18 protein-coding genes are annotated in these 15,735 nt (G+C 45.4%); 9 read left to right on the forward strand and 9 right to left on the reverse strand.

The features are described from left to right. Nucleotides 1–33: 33 nt before the first annotated feature. The 3 genes from MKZ04_RS14615 to spoIIID all read right to left on the reverse strand — a co-directional run bounded on the left by MKZ04_RS14615 (nt 34) and on the right by spoIIID (nt 2,542). Nucleotides 34–873: a flagellar hook-basal body protein gene (locus tag MKZ04_RS14615; RefSeq protein ID WP_023857129.1), complete on the reverse strand. Its 840-nt coding sequence runs from the start codon at nt 871–873 to the stop codon at nt 34–36. A 206-nt stretch (nt 874–1,079) separates the two neighbouring features. Further along, nucleotides 1,080–2,081, reverse strand: coding sequence for a cell shape-determining protein Mbl (gene mbl, locus MKZ04_RS14620; RefSeq protein ID WP_003185909.1), 1,002 nt, complete (start codon nt 2,079–2,081; stop codon nt 1,080–1,082). A gap of 185 nt (nt 2,082–2,266) precedes the next feature. After that, the gene (spoIIID, locus tag MKZ04_RS14625; protein ID WP_003185911.1) at nt 2,267–2,542 is read right to left on the reverse strand and encodes a sporulation transcriptional regulator SpoIIID; all 276 of its coding nucleotides are present in this window, start codon (nt 2,540–2,542) and stop codon (nt 2,267–2,269) included. 336 nt (nt 2,543–2,878) lie between these two features. Here spoIIID and MKZ04_RS14630 point away from each other — a divergent pair, with 336 nt between their 5' ends. The 3 genes from MKZ04_RS14630 to MKZ04_RS14640 all read left to right on the forward strand — a co-directional run bounded on the left by MKZ04_RS14630 (nt 2,879) and on the right by MKZ04_RS14640 (nt 5,232). Further along, nucleotides 2,879–3,307 (forward strand): MarR family winged helix-turn-helix transcriptional regulator, encoded by a 429-nt coding sequence (locus MKZ04_RS14630; protein ID WP_023857128.1) that lies wholly within the window; start codon nt 2,879–2,881, stop codon nt 3,305–3,307. A 3-nt stretch (nt 3,308–3,310) separates the two neighbouring features. Further along, nucleotides 3,311–4,504, forward strand: coding sequence for an MFS transporter (locus tag MKZ04_RS14635; RefSeq protein ID WP_035337863.1), 1,194 nt, complete (start codon nt 3,311–3,313; stop codon nt 4,502–4,504). Nucleotides 4,505–4,653: 149 nt separating this feature from the next. Next, nucleotides 4,654–5,232: an undecaprenyl-diphosphatase gene (locus tag MKZ04_RS14640; RefSeq protein ID WP_023857126.1), complete on the forward strand. Its 579-nt coding sequence runs from the start codon at nt 4,654–4,656 to the stop codon at nt 5,230–5,232. Nucleotides 5,233–5,278: 46 nt separating this feature from the next. Here MKZ04_RS14640 and MKZ04_RS14645 read toward each other — a convergent pair whose 3' ends face one another. Then, on the reverse strand, nt 5,279–6,208 hold the full coding sequence (locus MKZ04_RS14645) for a manganese-dependent inorganic pyrophosphatase (protein ID WP_025810664.1): 930 nt from the start codon (nt 6,206–6,208) through the stop codon (nt 5,279–5,281). 130 nt (nt 6,209–6,338) lie between these two features. Beyond that, nucleotides 6,339–7,160, reverse strand: a complete 822-nt coding sequence (locus MKZ04_RS14650; protein WP_101561377.1) for a manganese catalase family protein — start codon at nt 7,158–7,160, stop codon at nt 6,339–6,341. A gap of 129 nt (nt 7,161–7,289) precedes the next feature. On the opposite strand from MKZ04_RS14650, the gene MKZ04_RS14655 reads away from it, so the two are divergent. From MKZ04_RS14655 to MKZ04_RS14665, 3 genes are all read left to right on the forward strand, one after another. Next, nucleotides 7,290–8,018 carry a YqjF family protein gene (locus MKZ04_RS14655; RefSeq protein WP_079289446.1) on the forward strand — a complete coding sequence of 243 codons (729 nt, stop codon included), beginning with the start codon at nt 7,290–7,292 and terminating at the stop codon, nt 8,016–8,018. Nucleotides 8,019–8,136: 118 nt separating this feature from the next. Beyond that, nucleotides 8,137–8,652: a TetR/AcrR family transcriptional regulator gene (locus MKZ04_RS14660; protein ID WP_035400336.1), complete on the forward strand. Its 516-nt coding sequence runs from the start codon at nt 8,137–8,139 to the stop codon at nt 8,650–8,652. Nucleotides 8,653–8,730: 78 nt separating this feature from the next. Then, nucleotides 8,731–9,678 (forward strand): NAD(P)H-binding protein, encoded by a 948-nt coding sequence (locus MKZ04_RS14665; protein ID WP_075212906.1) that lies wholly within the window; start codon nt 8,731–8,733, stop codon nt 9,676–9,678. Between the two features lie 81 nt (nt 9,679–9,759). Here MKZ04_RS14665 and MKZ04_RS14670 read toward each other — a convergent pair whose 3' ends face one another. Next, nucleotides 9,760–10,167 (reverse strand): CBS domain-containing protein, encoded by a 408-nt coding sequence (locus MKZ04_RS14670; protein WP_328067340.1) that lies wholly within the window; start codon nt 10,165–10,167, stop codon nt 9,760–9,762. 60 nt (nt 10,168–10,227) lie between these two features. Next, nucleotides 10,228–11,184, reverse strand: coding sequence for a magnesium transporter CorA family protein (locus MKZ04_RS14675; protein ID WP_023857119.1), 957 nt, complete (start codon nt 11,182–11,184; stop codon nt 10,228–10,230). Nucleotides 11,185–11,344: 160 nt separating this feature from the next. On the opposite strand from MKZ04_RS14675, the gene MKZ04_RS14680 reads away from it, so the two are divergent. The 3 genes from MKZ04_RS14680 (at nt 11,345) to MKZ04_RS14690 (ending at nt 14,373) form a co-directional block, all read left to right on the forward strand. Continuing rightward, nucleotides 11,345–12,643, forward strand: a complete 1,299-nt coding sequence (locus MKZ04_RS14680; RefSeq protein ID WP_149169765.1) for a hemolysin family protein — start codon at nt 11,345–11,347, stop codon at nt 12,641–12,643. Nucleotides 12,644–12,791: 148 nt separating this feature from the next. Then, nucleotides 12,792–14,003 (forward strand): ammonium transporter, encoded by a 1,212-nt coding sequence (locus tag MKZ04_RS14685; RefSeq protein WP_023857117.1) that lies wholly within the window; start codon nt 12,792–12,794, stop codon nt 14,001–14,003. Between the two features lie 19 nt (nt 14,004–14,022). After that, nucleotides 14,023–14,373, forward strand: a complete 351-nt coding sequence (locus tag MKZ04_RS14690) for a P-II family nitrogen regulator (RefSeq protein ID WP_003185936.1) — start codon at nt 14,023–14,025, stop codon at nt 14,371–14,373. 47 nt (nt 14,374–14,420) lie between these two features. Here MKZ04_RS14690 and MKZ04_RS14695 read toward each other — a convergent pair whose 3' ends face one another. Together MKZ04_RS14695 and MKZ04_RS14700 are read right to left on the reverse strand one after the other, a co-directional pair. Further along, nucleotides 14,421–14,993, reverse strand: a complete 573-nt coding sequence (locus MKZ04_RS14695) for an ATP-dependent Clp protease proteolytic subunit (RefSeq protein WP_026580222.1) — start codon at nt 14,991–14,993, stop codon at nt 14,421–14,423. A gap of 13 nt (nt 14,994–15,006) precedes the next feature. Further along, complete coding sequence (locus tag MKZ04_RS14700; RefSeq protein WP_149169764.1) at nt 15,007–15,612, reverse strand: RNA polymerase sigma factor; 606 nt, start codon at nt 15,610–15,612, stop codon at nt 15,007–15,009. Nucleotides 15,613–15,735: the final 123 nt, after the last annotated feature.

Raw genomic sequence — 15,735 nt, forward strand, 5'->3', positions numbered from 1 at the left:
CATCCTCCATTTACGCTGATCGCGATCGGTCATTTATCCGATCCTTCCAATCTCATTGGCCGCCTTTTCCATGCTTTTATCATAAGCTTGAAGAACTTTTTGGTTGGCTTCAAACGAGCGGTAGGCAGCGGTCATTTCCGTATAAGCTCTCGTCACGTCGACATTCGACCGTTCCGTCATCCCCTGCTTGACAGAATAAGCGACTGCGGGATTGCCGACTGCGCTTGGCAGCGCCTCACCGTTTTCAGTACGATACAGATCATCGCCTTCTCTTGCTAAATTTCTCGTATCGAGCGCGATTCTGACATCGATCCTTCCAAGGTTTTGGCCGTTTTCAGTCACCGTTCCGTCCTCAGCGACTTGAAAATTCTCGCTTCCCACCGTAATCGGCTGGTTTTCCGTTGAAAGGACGAGTCGGCCGTTTATTGTCAATTGATTATTTTCATTTAAAGAAAAACGGCTGCTTCTTGAATAGCGTACATCCCCATTTTCAAGCCGGACCGCGTAGAAAAGCGCTGCTTTATCGTTTGTTTCCCCATTGACCGGAACTTCGGTTTCGCTGATTGCAATATCCGTCGGCTCATTCGTGCTTTGCAGATCGCCTTGCGAGAATTGAGGCTTCAGTTCCTGCATGTAAACTCCTGTATTGATAGAACCGATCGGCGTCTGTGTTGAAAACGAACGCGAAGCGCTGCCGGCCTTGACAGAATCGGATTCAATCCGGCTCAAAAGCATTTCCGGGAAAGAACGGATTGACCCTTGGTCTTCTTTATATCCCGGCGTATTTGCGTTCGAGATATTATTCGTCAGCATCTCTGTGCGGCGCTGCTGGGTGATCATTGCAGAAGTCGCTGTATAAAGTCCTTTTAACATCATTTCACCTCAAATAAGTGTCATGCTCCAGAGTTTCTCATCGAAAAACCTCTTTTGCGAAAGGCTTGCAATTTATATTTGCTAACACAGAACATTTGTTCTATAATGGTATTCAAACATACTACTCTTTTTATCGGCAGCCATTCGCTTCCTTTAAAGCATTTCACATAAAAAACCTCATTCTAAATAAAGAATGAGGTTTCTGATCAGCTCAGTTTGCGCTTAGGTAGCTTGTCCATGTTATCAAGCATGACACCCGTACCAACTGCCACACAATCCATCGGATTTTCGGCAACGAGAACTGGCACTTTCAGTTCTTCGGCAAGAAGCTGGTCAAGACCGTTTAACAACGCGCCGCCTCCTGTAATGATAACGCCTCTGTCGATAATATCGGCTGACAGCTCAGGCGGCGTTCTTTCGAGCACCTGCTTGGCAGCCTGTACAATGACAGATACAGATTCGCGCAGCGCTTCTTCCACCTCTTTGCTCGTTACCGTAATGGTTCTCGGCAATCCTGTGACCATATCGCGGCCGCGGATGGAAATTTCCTCGTGACGTGCGTCTGGGAAAACAGTTGCGACTTTAATCTTAATGTCTTCGGCTGTCCGTTCGCCTATGAGCAGCTTGTACTCGCGTTTGATGTAGTTCAAGATTTCAAGATCAAACTTGTCCCCAGCCATTTTAATAGAAGAGGCGGTGACAATATCGCCCATTGAGATGACTGCGATATCTGTCGTTCCACCGCCGATATCAACTACCATGTTTCCGCTTGGCTGGAAAATATCCATTCCCGCTCCGATTGCGGCCACCTTAGGTTCTTCCTCCAAATATACATGCTTTCCGCCGCTTTTCTCGGCAGCTTCTCTGATAGCCTTCTGCTCCACAGAAGTAATATTTGTAGGGCAGCAAATCAGCATGCGCGGCTTTGAAAAAAGACCTTTCACATTCAGCTTGTTAATGAAATGCTTCAGCATGGCTTCCGTTACTTCAAAATCGGCAATGACGCCGTCTTTTAATGGACGTATCGCAACAATATTCCCAGGTGTACGTCCTACCATTCTCCTTGCTTCTTCACCGACAGCGAGCACTTTCCCATTGTTTTTGTCAAGAGCAACGACTGATGGTTCATTTAAGACAATACCTTTTCCTTTGACATGGATCAGCACATTCGCTGTACCAAGGTCAATACCAATATCCCTTGCAAACATCTATCTATATCCTCCTCGAAATCTGTTTCACAGCAATGTCCACATTCTGCCCTAATTATATATTTTATCATAAATATTAGAAAAAAAAGAGAGCTTATTAAAGTTCTTCATAAAATTTTTGTGGCTTTTTACGGAGGATACCGGGAAATTCTGATAAACGGTGCTCGTTTCTGAGCCATTATTCCTTATTGCACGGGTTCTCTTTCAAAGATTTCCTCTTTCTTATATTTTAGTTTTGTCGCTTCTCCGCCCCGCAAATGTCTGATTGATTTATGATAATCAAGAATTTCTTTTACTTCATTGGCCAGGTCAGGATTAATTTCAGGCAGCCTTTCTGTCAAATCCTTGTGAACGGTACTTTTGGAAACACCAAACTCCTTCGCTATCACACGAACTGTTTTTTTCGTCTCCACGATGTACTTCCCTATCTTGATTGTTCGCTCTTTGATGTAATCGTGCACACCACTCGACCTCCCTAAAATGGATGTGAGAAGTGTGAAATGAGATCCGTCTTGTGAAAAAATTCGCTATTTGCGCAGCTTCTTCGTTTTATGCTTTTCCAAGTAGAATTTTGAAATACTCCCACGATCCCTCACCTCAAACACTCTCTTTGTTAGGTTTGTATCAGTGTATTAGCATTCAAATGGGATTATGCTAAAAACTCAAGGAGGACAAGGGGTTTCTCTGATAATTTTATTTCGGGTTTCAAAAATTTTAACTTTACACTAATCTTGGCTTCCGGTAAAATGAATAAAGTTTATTATTTACCTAGGTAACTATTTTGAAGGAGTCCGGGAATGGAACATATCAATCGAAAGATTATTCACCAGCTCAATCAAAGCACGCGGATGGTTGCTAAAAAAACGAATGAACAGCTCGAAGCATACGGCCTTTACGGTTCACAGTGGTCGATCCTATACTGTCTTCACACCTGCGGACCGATGACGCAAAAAGACATTTGGACTTACTTGCACGTTGAGGCGCCGACTGTGACGAGAACCGTCAGCCGCCTCGAAAAAAACGGCTGGGTAGAACGGATACAGGGCGATGACAAACGGGAAAAAGTCGTCAAAATGACAGAAGAAGCCAAAATTAAATATGATGACATTCAATTAAAAATGCAAGAATTTGAAGAGGAAATGCTTTCCGTATTTGAAGAACGGGATAAAAAAACATTTCAAAGGCTGTTAAATCAATTATTAGAAGGACATCAGGAGGAGTTGTAGCCTATGAAGCAAACTGAACCCATTTGGACCAGGGATTTTATCATGGTCGTTTTGATTAATTTATTTATATTCGTCTATTTTTACGCACTGTTGACCGTGCTTCCGGTCTATGCAATGCAGGAGCTCGGCGGTTCCGAGTCAGAGGGCGGCCTTTTGATCAGCGGCTTTATGCTGTCCGCGATTTTTGCGAGGCCGTTTTCGGGAGCCGTTATTGAACGTTTTGGCAAAAAAAGAATGGCGCTCATCAGTGTCGTGCTGTTTACTTTAGCATCATTTCTTTATATCTATATTCACGATATCTACCTGCTGCTTGGTATTCGCTTTTTCCAAGGCATTTGGTTCAGCATCATCACGACAGTGACGAGTGCAATTGCAGCCGATTTAATTCCGCCGGCCCGCCGCGGGGAAGGTTTGGGCTACTTTGCCATGTCGATGAATTTGGCGGTGGTCATCGGTCCGTTTATCGCGTTGAACCTGCTGGATAAAATGAGTTTTTCCGATCTGTTTATTTTATTTTCAGGAATCGTCACTGTGGCCATCCTTTGCACGGCACTGGTCAGGATTCCTAAAGGAAGCGACATCCGTTCGGCTGTGTTCAGGTTGTCTTTTTCCAACATGTTTGAAAAGGGCGCGATTCGGATTGCCACGGTCGGATTGTTCGTGTCGTTTTGTTATTCAAGCGTCATTTCCTTCATCTCTGTTTATGCAAAATCTCTCGGCCTTATTGAAGCAAGCAGCTATTTCTTTATGGTGTTCGCAGTGACAATGATGATCACGCGGCCGTTTACGGGAAAACTGTATGATAAAGTCGGCCCCGGAGTCGTCATTTATCCGTCCATTATCATTTTTTGCGCCGGGCTTTTCCTGCTTGCTTTCACAAACAGCAGCGGGATGCTCTTGCTATCCGGAGCTGTCATCGGCATGGGCTACGGATCTATCACGCCGTGCCTTCAGACCTTGGCGATTCAAGCTTCGCCGCCTCACCGGAGCGGCTATGCAACGGCGACTTATTTTACGCTGTTTGATACCGGGATCGCAGTCGGATCCTATGTTTTCGGGTTGGTTGTGGCACAAGCCGGTTTTTCAAACATCTATTTATTCTCAGGCGTTTTTGTGCTCATCAATCTGTTTCTGTATACATGGAGCCAAAAACCCGCACTCGCAAAGGAAAAGCGGGATATATCAATGGCTGAATAAGCCGTTCAACCTCGCCGGGCCGGGATTACCCGGCTTTTTTCATGCCGGCTGATACAGTCCGATCTGTCATTTAATGAAACTTTTGCAAAATCAAATACGTCTCCTAACTGTCTGACCAAAAACTACTACTCTATTAAAAAGGTGATTTTTTGAACTATTGGCTTTTTACACGTATTCATCAATTATCAAACCACAACCACATCCTGGACAGCGCTATGATTTTGATTACAGAAAAAGCAATTTACATGTATGCGCTCATTTTGCTTTTGATCTGGATCTTCGGAAACCGTTCTTATAAAATAAGCGTTCTTCAGGCAGGTGTGACGGGTATTCTCGGATTGGCGGCAAATTATTTGCTGTCATTGGTTTACTATGAGCCGAGACCGTTTGTCGCTCACCATGTGGACGTATTAATTCATCATGCGGCCGACGCCTCGTTTCCCAGCGATCATACAACCGGGGCGTTAGCCATTTCGATCGCTTTTTGGCTTTATCATCGGAAAATTGGAACCTGCCTGATTGCTTTCGGGTTGTTGACGGGCTTTTCCCGTATTTGGGTCGGACACCACTACCCTGTTGACGTTTTAGGCAGCATTTTGGTCGCTTTATTTGTATCACTCGTTATATTTAGATTCTCAGCGTATGTGCAGCCGCTTTTTGAACGTATCATCTCACTCTACGAATCGATCTTGCGGAAATTGCGGAAAGCCGTATCCAGAACGGCATAAGAAAACACCCGAATCTCATGATTCGGGTGTTTTTCATTTCCTTTCCTTAACCTTTTAAGGCTTCGGTTAACGGCGGAACAATTTGTTTTTTGCGGGATACAACGCCTTTCAGTGTTGCTGTGTTGTCTGACAATGTGACATTGAACGCTTTCTCCACTGCTTGTGCAGCTTGTCCTGAAGCGACGACAACCGAGTCGTTTGTTAAAATGTCGGTTACGACAAACACAAATAAATCCAATCCTTTTTCAGACACCACTTTTGCAAGTTCTGCTTCAACTTCTGCTTTGCGGGAGAGAACGTCGTTTGTATCAACAGTGTTAACTTGCGCGATCTCCACTTTATGGCTTCCCATCGTAAACTCTTTTGCGTCAAGAGAGAGAAGCTGAGGAATCGTTTTTGCGCTCAAATCTGCTCCAGCCTTCAGCATATCGAGTCCATAGCTGTCGGCATCAACGCCAGCAATCGCAGCCAATTCTTTTGCAGCTTTGACATCTTCGTCCGTGCAAGTCGGAGATTTGAATAAGAGGGAATCTGAGATGATCGCCGACAGCATCAATCCTGCGATATCTTTTTTAATTTCGACGCCGTTTTCTTTATAGAGCTTGTTTAAGATCGTTGCCGTGCAGCCTACAGGCTCTGCGCGATAATACAGAGGATCGCTCGTTTCAAAATTGGCGATCCGGTGGTGATCGATGACTTCAAGCACGCGAACTTGATCAAGGTCATCGACGCTCTGCTGGCGCTCATTATGGTCAACCAGAATCACGCTGTCAGTTTCATTCGCAACAGTGTTCACAAGGCGGGGTACTTCTGCATTGAATTTCTCAAGCGCGAATTCGGTTTCGCCGTTGATTTCGCCGAGGCGGACGGGTTCTGCGTCCATGCCGAGCTCCTTTTTTAATTCGGCATATGCAATCGCTGAACAAATCGTATCCGTATCCGGATTTTTGTGGCCAAAAATAAGTACTTTACTCATGATATAACTCCTTACTGTTGTTTTTATAGTAAGCTTACCTGACAATAAAAAAATCTGCAAATCTGTCACTTATTTTAATATTTACGGAGTGTTTTGTCATTTTAAAAAATAAAAAAAGAGCCGTTTGGCTCTATTCTCCATAGTCAGGTGTATTGTGGCTTCGTTTTGGAGCGGGCTTCAAGACCGGTTTTTCTCCATATGCGACAGGGCCGCTCTCGTAGTGGAATTCCGCTCCGTCCGGCGCCTTCTCTTTCAGCCAATCAAACTGCGCGCTTTCTTCTCCATCCGAGAAATTGTATAAAGTATGCGCAATGTCTTCTTTTTCATTTTCATCCGAAACCGTGCCGGGCACGATGACGCCTTCTTTTTCTTCCAACTCTTTGATTGCGGCGATCCACTGGTTTTGGTGCATCGTGTCTCTCGCTAAAAGAAAACCGAGCATATCTTGTACACCATTGTCATCCGTCATTTCGCGCAGCCGCGCGACTTGCAGTCTGCCTTGCGATTCAGCGTTGACATTTGCGCGCAGATCGGCCAGAAGGTTGCCGCTCGCTACAATATAGCCTGCATTCCACGGAACGCCGGTGCTGTTTTCAGGCATGGCTCCCAGTCCCGAAACGATCGCATGGTGAGGGTTCATTCCGCCCATAATTGCACCGATGACAGGATCGTCTGCGGCTTTTTCCTGCTCGTAAACCGGTGCGTCTTCAAGCAGGCGCGCGATCATCGTCGCAATCATTTCGACGTGTCCGATTTCTTCTGCCGCCGTATCCATGAGCAAATCTTTATACTTTTCATTTCCCCTTGTATTCCACCCTTGAAAAAGGTATTGCATGGCCACAGATATTTCTCCGTACTGACCGCCGAGTATTTCCTGCATTTTCTTGGCGAAGACAGGATCGGGTCTTTCAGGTTTTGCAGGGTACTGCAGCACTTTCGTATGCTTGAACAAATCACATCACTCCTCCGTTTTTTGTATCCTCGTTTTTGAATTAACCGTAAAGGGAAATGATAAAACCGTACAACAGGCTCGGGATGTGTTGCAGACGGGTCAACATTCGAATCGAAGGAGTGCTGTTCTATGATTAAAAATACTTCACACCGCCCTTTTCCGCCGCCTGAAGGACCGTGGGTGATGACGCAAACATGGAATCATGTATTATTTGCCCATTGGGCTGTTGATTCTGAAGCCATTCGCGGACGAATACCGGCGGCCTTGGAACTGGAGACATTCAATGGAAAAGCATGGATCGGCATTTTGCCTTTCCTGCTGACAAATATGCGCCCCCGTTTTTTGCCCCCCTTTCCTTTCGTCAGCAGATTTCCCGAGCTGAACGTCCGGACATATGTATCATATAAAGGCATACCGGGCATTTATTTTTTCAGTCTTGACGCCGCTTCGCGCTTAGCCGTCGCCGGCGCGCGCGCAATGTTCCACTTGCCTTATTTTCACGCCGGGATAAACTTTGTAAAAGAAAAAAACCATATTGAATTTTCCAGCAGAAGGGATGATTCAAAAGCGGCCTTCCGCGCCAGCTACCGCCCGCTGTCAGATTCCTTTACCGCCCAAAAAGGGTCCATCGAATACTGGCTGACTGAAAGATACCGCCTGTACACCACGTACAACAACCGGGTCTACTATGAAGACATTCATCATTCTCCATGGACGCTGCAGCGGGCCGAAGCCGAAATCCGACAAAACACGGTGCCCGGAGCAAGCGGTCTCATATTGCCTGATACCGCTCCGCTTCTCCATTACGCCAAACGGCAGCACGTCTTATTTTGGCCTTTGCAGCGGGACCGGGGATGAAAACTGTTGCACCAATAGATACATGTTTTAAAAATTACGTGCTTGAATCTTGAATCGAAATCTGTTACGATCTCAGTAAGTAATCAATCAATAACAAAATGAAGGGAGGCGGCATATCATAAGACAGAGTAAGGAAAACCGAAAGGAGCAAATACTTGAAGCTGGATTAGAAGTGTTTGCAGAAAAGGGATATTATAATACCACGACAGCACTCATTGCTGAAAAAGCCGGTATTTCCCAGCCCTATATATTTAGGTTTTATAAGACGAAGGAAGAGTTGTTCGTTGCCGCGCTCGATCGGGCCTTTGAAAGAATCCTCCAAACGTTTCAAAATGTCGAATCCAGCTCCGAACAGATCGTAGCAAACATGATCAAAGCATATGAAGAGTTGTCTGTATCACACCCTAATGAAATAGCCTTACAGGTCATCGGACTATCCGTTACGGAGGAATCGATCAGAAATTGTTCAAAAACGGGCTTATCACGTATTAGAAACTATACGCTGGAAAGGTTCCAGGAAGCGAATGTTCCGAATGCAGAGAGGGAAGTTACGACTTTCCTGGCAAGAGGGATACTTTGCAACATTTCCTATTTCTTGGATTTGCCGGAGATCATGCACGGCCAAACAGAATAAAATAACCGATTTGTTTCGGTTTTTTATTTAAGCATTAGTTATTGATTGATTAATAACTTACCCAAGGGGGAATTTTCAATGGAAAAAGCAATTGTTTTAGGCGCAACAGGTGGAACAGGTCAAGTGATAGTTTCAGAATTGCTGTCAAGAAATATTCCGGTTATCGCTTTCGGCCGTTCTGAAAATAAACTAAAGAATCTCATAAAAGAACATCATTCAACACCGCTATTAACATATCAGCTTGGCGATGTCTTTGATGCACAGACCATCAGTGAAGCAGCGAAGGATGCAGATGTGATATTTCAATGCGCCAATGTTCAATATCATGAAATGGCAGATAAACTCCTGCTTCTCGGTGAAAGTGTAATGAAGGCTGCAAATATTTCAGGCAAGAAAATCGTGATTGTGGATGGAATATATGTTTACGGCCGACAAATTGCCAAAGGAGACGAAAATCATCCGAAACTGCCCCATACAAAAAAAGGAAAGCTAAGAGTAGACTTTGAAAACTTAATATTCGATAAGAAATGGAAAAATGCCAAACCATTAATCGTCAGACTGCCCGACTATTATGGAAAAACTTCGCAAAATTCTTATTTACAGCCTACATTAACCGGAATGGCAGCAAATAAAATAGCTGTTTTTATCGGCAATCTAAAAACCCCCCGGGAGTACGTATATTTGCCTGATGCCGCAAAAATGATTGTGGAAATCGCAAGTAAAGACGATTCTTACGGTGAAAACTGGAACATTCCCGGCGCCGGACTGATTTCAGGTAAAGAAATCATAAAAATCGCACGCCAAATTACCGGAAATAATAAATTAGTAATACCATTAAATAAACTTGCCATTCGTATAAGCGGATTATTTGATCCAGTCATGAAAGAAGTAGTAGAAATCATGTACTTAACTGAAGAAACATTCATTCTAAACGGGGAAAAATATGAAAAGAGGATAGGAAAAATTCCCGCGACACCTTATCAAGAAGGGCTGAAAGAAACATTGAAATGCTTAATGAAAACTTAAGCTGAATTTTAGTTATTGATCAATCACTAAATATTGCACTATAAAAAAGGAAGAGCTGAAAACGCTCTTCCTTCAACCTGTTTAAGCCGGTTTTGAAATTTCGCTTAAAGCTTCTCCCGCTTTCTCATCCGCATGTGAGACGGAGAGATCCCCCAAAGCAACGATTCCGACAAGACGGCCATCTTCAACAATCGGCAGCCTGCGAATTTGGTGTTCCGCCATCAGATCACCAGCCTCTTCAGCAGACATATCCGGGCGCCCTGTCACCATCTGTGTGCTCATGATATCCCGAGCAGCCGTATCTGTTTCATTTTCAGCTACACATCTGATAACAATATCCCGGTCTGAAACGATCCCCGTCAATTTTCCGTTCTCGCAGACCGGAATTGAACCTACATTGTAATCACGCATCTTCCCGGCAATTTCCGCAATCGGAGCAGAAGGTTCGCAGCATTCGGCATTGGTTGTCATGATGTCCTTTAGTTTCATTCGGAATTCCTCCTTTACTGGGGTTATTATGTGCTTTTCCGATATCCCACGGGCTTAAACCTATTTAAAAGAGCCCTTCCTTTTCATATATCGTTTTTTATCCTTCAATAAATCGCCGGTCCACCCTTTCTTCCTCAAATACCAGTACACAAGAACGGTAGAAACGGCAATTAAAATAAGCGAAAATAAATAGCCGTACTTCAATGAGAGTTCAGGCATGACTTCGAAGTTCATTCCCCACAGGGCGCCGAAAGCCGTCATCGGCGTAAAGATCGTCGTGAAAATCGTCAGCGCTTTAAAGATTTCATTGCCTCTGTGGGATGTCACCACTTCCTCGGAATGAAGCAAATAATTGATTTCATTCGCATACTCTTTGATCAATGACATGCCTCTGTCGATTTCATAAAACGTCCTGCGCTGTTCGATTTCGTCAAACGATTTGCTTAAAAAAGTTTCTTTAAGGCCCATTGCTACCTTTTTCATCGATAAAATTAAACTTCTTATGACGAGCAGTTCGTGACGCCGTTTATGAATCAGTTCAATGATGCTTTTATTGTTGTCATGGTGAAATCCCCATCTTACTTTTCCAAGGTGAACTTCAAAGTGCTCAAGTTCCTTTAAATACATTCTCATTAGTTCGCCCAGCAGAATCAGAAACACTTCTGGGGCGTCTTTGCATCGCTTTAAGTGTTGATCGATCGGCCTTCTGTTTGTCTCTTCAAATTGCGAGATATCTAAATTCATTGTGAAAAAATAGTCTTTCGTTAAGTAAAAATGAAATGCTGTCCGATTTTGTTGAACTTCCGCTTCCTGATCGTAAATATATGAACCGTAGATCGCTTCCTTGCCTTGAACGGCAGCATTGATATCAATGCAATTGATATTGGCCGATGGAACGCCTTGAAACCAGTTTCGGCATTCCGGCCAATGATCGGGCTGGATCAGCCCTTGTGCTGTCGCTTTTTCGTGAGGGCCGAGCTGATACCATGTCCAGCCCTCTCCCTGAAAAACTCTCATATTTCGTCTCCTCCTCTTCCGGCCCATTCGTTTTATATTTCTTTGCCCGCCCTCCGCGTAAATAAACATCATGTTTGCCGCGCTGCGGCACGTGGTATGAAGCCAGTATGAGTTTTTCATAGAAAAGGAGGTGGCGCCTTCTTTTTGAGAAGGCGGGGCATTGGAATTACTGAAGCTGATTGCAGTGGCAGGATTAATCGCATTAACGGGCTTTTTCGTCGCGGTCGAATTCGCCATCGTCAAAGTAAGGCGGACAAAGATCGACCAATTGATCATTCAGAAAAAAAAGGGCGCGCTTGCCGCAAAAGAAGTGACCTCACACCTTGACGAATACTTGTCAGCCTGCCAGCTTGGAATCACCGTGACGGCATTGGGCCTCGGCTGGCTTGGTGAACCGACGATGCAGACCTTGCTGCATCCCCTTTTTTCCAAAATCGGCTTGAACGAGTCGATGACACATATTCTTTCATTTTTGGCCGCTTTTTTATCGGTCACTTATCTCAATGTTGTGATCGGAGAGCTGGCGCCAAAAACGATCGCCATTCAAAAAGCGGAAACCGTTACTCTGCTTTTTGCACAGCCGATGATCTGGTTTTACAGAATCATGTTTCCTTTTATATGGCTGCTCAATCATTCAGCCCGCATGATCACAAGTCTGTTCGGCCTGAAGCCGACCGGTGAACACGAATTGGCGTATTCGGAGGAAGAGCTGCGAACACTTTTATCTGAAAGCTATCAAAGCGGGGAAATCAACCAGAATGAATTGAGATATGTAAACAACATTTTTAAATTCGACGAACGTACGGCAAAAGAAATTATGGTGCCCCGCAATGAAATGACCGTCCTGTCTCTTGACGACAGTGTAAAAAAAGTGAAGCAGCTCATCAAAGAAACAAAGCACACCCGCTTCCCCGTCATGGAAGAAGACAAGGATCACATCAGCGGAATGATCAATATAAAAGAACTGCTGCTGGCTGAGCTTGCAGGCGGGTTTTCTTTAGAAACAAAACCGTTAAAGCCATATATCCATCCGGTTATCCATGTGATTGAAACGATTCCCGTCTACCAGCTGTTCGTCAAAATGCAAAAAGAGCATACACATATGGCGATTCTCGTAGATGAGTACGGCGGAACATCCGGCCTTGTGACGGTTGAGGATATCGTCGAGGAAATCGTCGGCGATATTCGCGATGAATTCGATACTGAAGAAGTATCGGCTGTTCAGAAACTGGAAGATGACCATTACATCCTCAGCGGTAAAGTACTGGTCAGCGATGTAAACGACCTGCTCGGAATTCATTTATCAGATGAGGAGATTGATACAATCGGCGGCTGGATGCTGACGAAGAATATTGAGAGCAAGCCCGGAACGGCGATCGAAAGTGAAGGATACCGTTTCAAAGTAAAAGATATGGACGGACATCGAATCGTTGCAGTTGAGGTTGAAAAAACCGATTAATCCCCCTTTCAGCCTCTCCCTGTCCGCTTTTCTTCCTAAAAACCATGTGAGGAAATCTGACATGTTCATCATGATATCTCCCTTTTGTCACTATAATGAAAGAAAAAGAGATCTGCTCTCAATCTAAATGACTACGGAGGAATGAAACATGCAGATGGGGGATACAGTATTTATGTTCTTTTGCGCTTTGCTCGTATGGCTGATGACGCCGGGCATCGCTTTATTTTACGGAGGACTTGTCAGGAGCAAAAATGTGCTCAGCACCGTTATGCACAGCTTATCTTCAATTGCCATCGTTTCCATCATATGGATTTTGTTCGGCTATTCGCTCGCTTTCGCTCCCGGAAACCCATTGATCGGGGGTTTGGATTGGATCGGACTGCAAGGTATCGGATTTGAACCCAATGCCGATTATTCGGAGACGATCCCGCATACGCTTTATATGATGTTCCAATTGACATTTGCCGTACTGACGACTGCGATTATTTCCGGAAGCTTTGCGGAGCGAATGCGCTTTCCGGCCTTTATTCTTTTTTCGGTGCTCTGGGCGGTTTTCGTTTACTCGCCGGTCGCCCACTGGGTATGGGGTGGAGGCTGGCTTGACGAGCTGGGAGCGATCGATTTTGCCGGCGGCAACGTCGTTCACATCTCTTCCGGTGTAGCCGGCCTGGTTGTTGCGATTGTTCTCGGTAAGCGGAAAAATATCAGCGATACCGCCCCTCACAACCTCCTTCTGACTTTGCTCGGGGCGACTTTGATCTGGTTCGGATGGTTCGGGTTCAACGTCGGAAGCGCCCTGACGATCGATGAAGTCGCCATGACCGCTTTTATCAACACGAATACGGCTGCGGCTGCGGGGCTGATCGGCTGGATTTTGGCAGAATGGCTGATCAATAAAAAGCCAACGATGCTCGGCGCCGTCTCGGGAGCAATCGCGGGACTTGTCGCGATTACACCGGGCGCAGGCTTTGTTACGCCTTTCTCATCCGTATGGATCGGGCTCATCGGTGGAATCGTCTGTTTCTGGGGTGTGTTTTCGCTGAAGAAAAAATTCGGCTACGATGATGCGCTCGATGCCTTCGGACTTCACGGGCTCGGCGGAACATGGGGCGGAATTGCGACGGGCTTGTTCGCGACGACATCAGTCAACGCAGACGGAGCAAACGGGCTTTTTTACGGAGACATCAGTCTCCTTTGGAAACAGTTGATTGCGATTGCCGCAACATATTTGTTTGTCGCAATCGTCACATACGCTATTATTAAGATAGTCAGTATCTTCTTTAAACTCCGTGCCTCAGAGGATGAAGAATCATTGGGCCTCGATCTGACGCTGCACGGCGAAAAAGCGTATCAAGATTAATTTGTGGAGGAGTGATGGTATGAGCGGTCAAATGTATAAGGTGGAAATTGTAACTCGTCCTACAAACTTTGAAAAGCTAAAAACGGAGCTGGCCAAAATCGGGGTAACGTCCATTACGTTTTACAATGTACACGGATGCGGCCTGCAAAAAGGGCATACAGAGCTTTACCGCGGGGTCAAACGCGAAAGCAATGTATATGAAAGGTTAAAAGTCGAAATCGTCGTCAGCAAAGTGCCTGTCGAAAAGGTGGCCGAGACGGCGCAAAACGTCCTGAAAACCGGGGAACCCGGTGACGGCAAGATCTTCATATACGAAATTAAAAACACCATCAACATCCGCACAGGCGAGGAAGGTCCTGACGCTTTATAAAAAGATCGAAGCTCCCGGCTGAAGTTAAGCCGGGAGCTTTTCTGATGTTATAAAACGGCGTCAATCACACCGTATGCCTTCGCTTCGTCCGCATCCATAAAATAATCACGTTCCATGTCGGCTTTTAGTTTTTCAATGGGCTGGCCCGTTCGTTCGTGAAAAAAGTGCTCGATTTTTTCCCTCAGTTTGATGATCCGCTTCGCTGAAATCTCCATGTCTGTCGCCTGTCCTTTGACGCCGCCGAGCGGCTGATGGATCATGATTTCGCTGTTTTTGAGCGCATACCGTTTGCCTTTTGTTCCGCCGGCGAGAAGAATCGCTCCCATGGAAGCTGCCATTCCGACGCAGATCGTGCGGACATCCGGCTTCACATAGTCCATCGTATCCAAAATCGCATATCCCGCGGAAGTTGATCCGCCCGGGCTGTTGATATAGATCGAAATGTCTTTTTCATTGTCTTCGGCTGACAAAAACAGCAACTGGGCGGTGACCCGATTGGCGAGGTCATCGTTGAATTCAGAGCCGATCATAATGATCCGGTCTTTTAAAAGTCTGGAAAAAATATCGTACGATCTTTCACCGGCAGCCGTTTTCTCAATGACGTAAGGTATGGTGTTCATAGCCTTTTTCCTCCTAGGCAGCACACCTCATCATGCTGATGCAGGACGGCTGTGAAGCGCCGAAAAGCCATGTCTGTTTGGCAAATTCGAGCAGAGCATCGGGGTTGTGATACAATATCGCCCGAACAAGCAGGTCAATGTGTTCGTCATCCCGGTCCGCCGCTTCCCTTTGCAGAACATCCGGAGAAAGCCTTTTTAATCGCTGACGCGATCTGAATAAAAGCGATTTGACGGATGATTCGGGCTTACCGAGCGACTCGGCGATTTCGTGCAGCTGAAAGGAAAACACATCTTTGAGCAGAAAAATCGTTAATTGCTTCGGCGTTAAAATACCGGAAAGCTGTTTCAGCAGGTGCTCGAAGTCATCGGCCGCCTTCATGCGCTCTGCCCTCCCGTCTTCCAGATTGTCTTCAGACAGAAAGATTTCGCGTTTCCTTTTTCTGAGCAGGTCAATCCATTTATGCTTTGCCACCGTCTTTTGATAAGCATGTGAGGCGTCTGTTCGATTGATTTCGATTAACTTCAGGATGGTATCCTGGATTAAATCCTCGGCATCCCATTTATCACCTGTCATTCTCATGCAATACTTCATCAGCGCTTGCTGTTCTAGCTCATTCATGAATGCATTCACACTCCTTAAAAGAGGCCTCTTACTTAATAAACGGCTGGCTCTGCAAATTTGATACGGGTTTTTTATGATTGTAACAAAAAAGGCGCCTATCGTATTTGATAGGCGCTCTGA

It is taken from the genome of Bacillus sp. FSL W7-1354, from assembly GCF_038002405.1.
Lineage (GTDB): Bacteria > Bacillota > Bacilli > Bacillales > Bacillaceae > Bacillus > Bacillus paralicheniformis.

What these genes read in the sequence shown, in the direction of transcription:
- MKZ04_RS14685 (WP_023857117.1), top strand. Translation starts at nt 12,792, where the DNA reads ATGCAGATGGGGGATACAGTATTTATGTTCTTTTGCGCTTTGCTCGTA.
- MKZ04_RS14645 (WP_025810664.1), bottom strand. Translation starts at nt 6,208, where the DNA reads ATGAGTAAAGTACTTATTTTTGGCCACAAAAATCCGGATACGGATACG.
- MKZ04_RS14675 (WP_023857119.1), bottom strand. Translation starts at nt 11,184, where the DNA reads ATGAGAGTTTTTCAGGGAGAGGGCTGGACATGGTATCAGCTCGGCCCT.
- MKZ04_RS14665 (WP_075212906.1), top strand. Translation starts at nt 8,731, where the DNA reads ATGGAAAAAGCAATTGTTTTAGGCGCAACAGGTGGAACAGGTCAAGTG.
- MKZ04_RS14635 (WP_035337863.1), top strand. Translation starts at nt 3,311, where the DNA reads ATGAAGCAAACTGAACCCATTTGGACCAGGGATTTTATCATGGTCGTT.
- MKZ04_RS14615 (WP_023857129.1), bottom strand. Translation starts at nt 873, where the DNA reads ATGTTAAAAGGACTTTATACAGCGACTTCTGCAATGATCACCCAGCAG.
- MKZ04_RS14700 (WP_149169764.1), bottom strand. Translation starts at nt 15,612, where the DNA reads ATGAATGAGCTAGAACAGCAAGCGCTGATGAAGTATTGCATGAGAATG.
- MKZ04_RS14695 (WP_026580222.1), bottom strand. Translation starts at nt 14,993, where the DNA reads ATGAACACCATACCTTACGTCATTGAGAAAACGGCTGCCGGTGAAAGA.
- MKZ04_RS14690 (WP_003185936.1), top strand. Translation starts at nt 14,023, where the DNA reads ATGAGCGGTCAAATGTATAAGGTGGAAATTGTAACTCGTCCTACAAAC.
- MKZ04_RS14670 (WP_328067340.1), bottom strand. Translation starts at nt 10,167, where the DNA reads ATGAAACTAAAGGACATCATGACAACCAATGCCGAATGCTGCGAACCT.
- mbl (WP_003185909.1), bottom strand. Translation starts at nt 2,081, where the DNA reads ATGTTTGCAAGGGATATTGGTATTGACCTTGGTACAGCGAATGTGCTG.
- MKZ04_RS14655 (WP_079289446.1), top strand. Translation starts at nt 7,290, where the DNA reads ATGATTAAAAATACTTCACACCGCCCTTTTCCGCCGCCTGAAGGACCG.
- MKZ04_RS14630 (WP_023857128.1), top strand. Translation starts at nt 2,879, where the DNA reads ATGGAACATATCAATCGAAAGATTATTCACCAGCTCAATCAAAGCACG.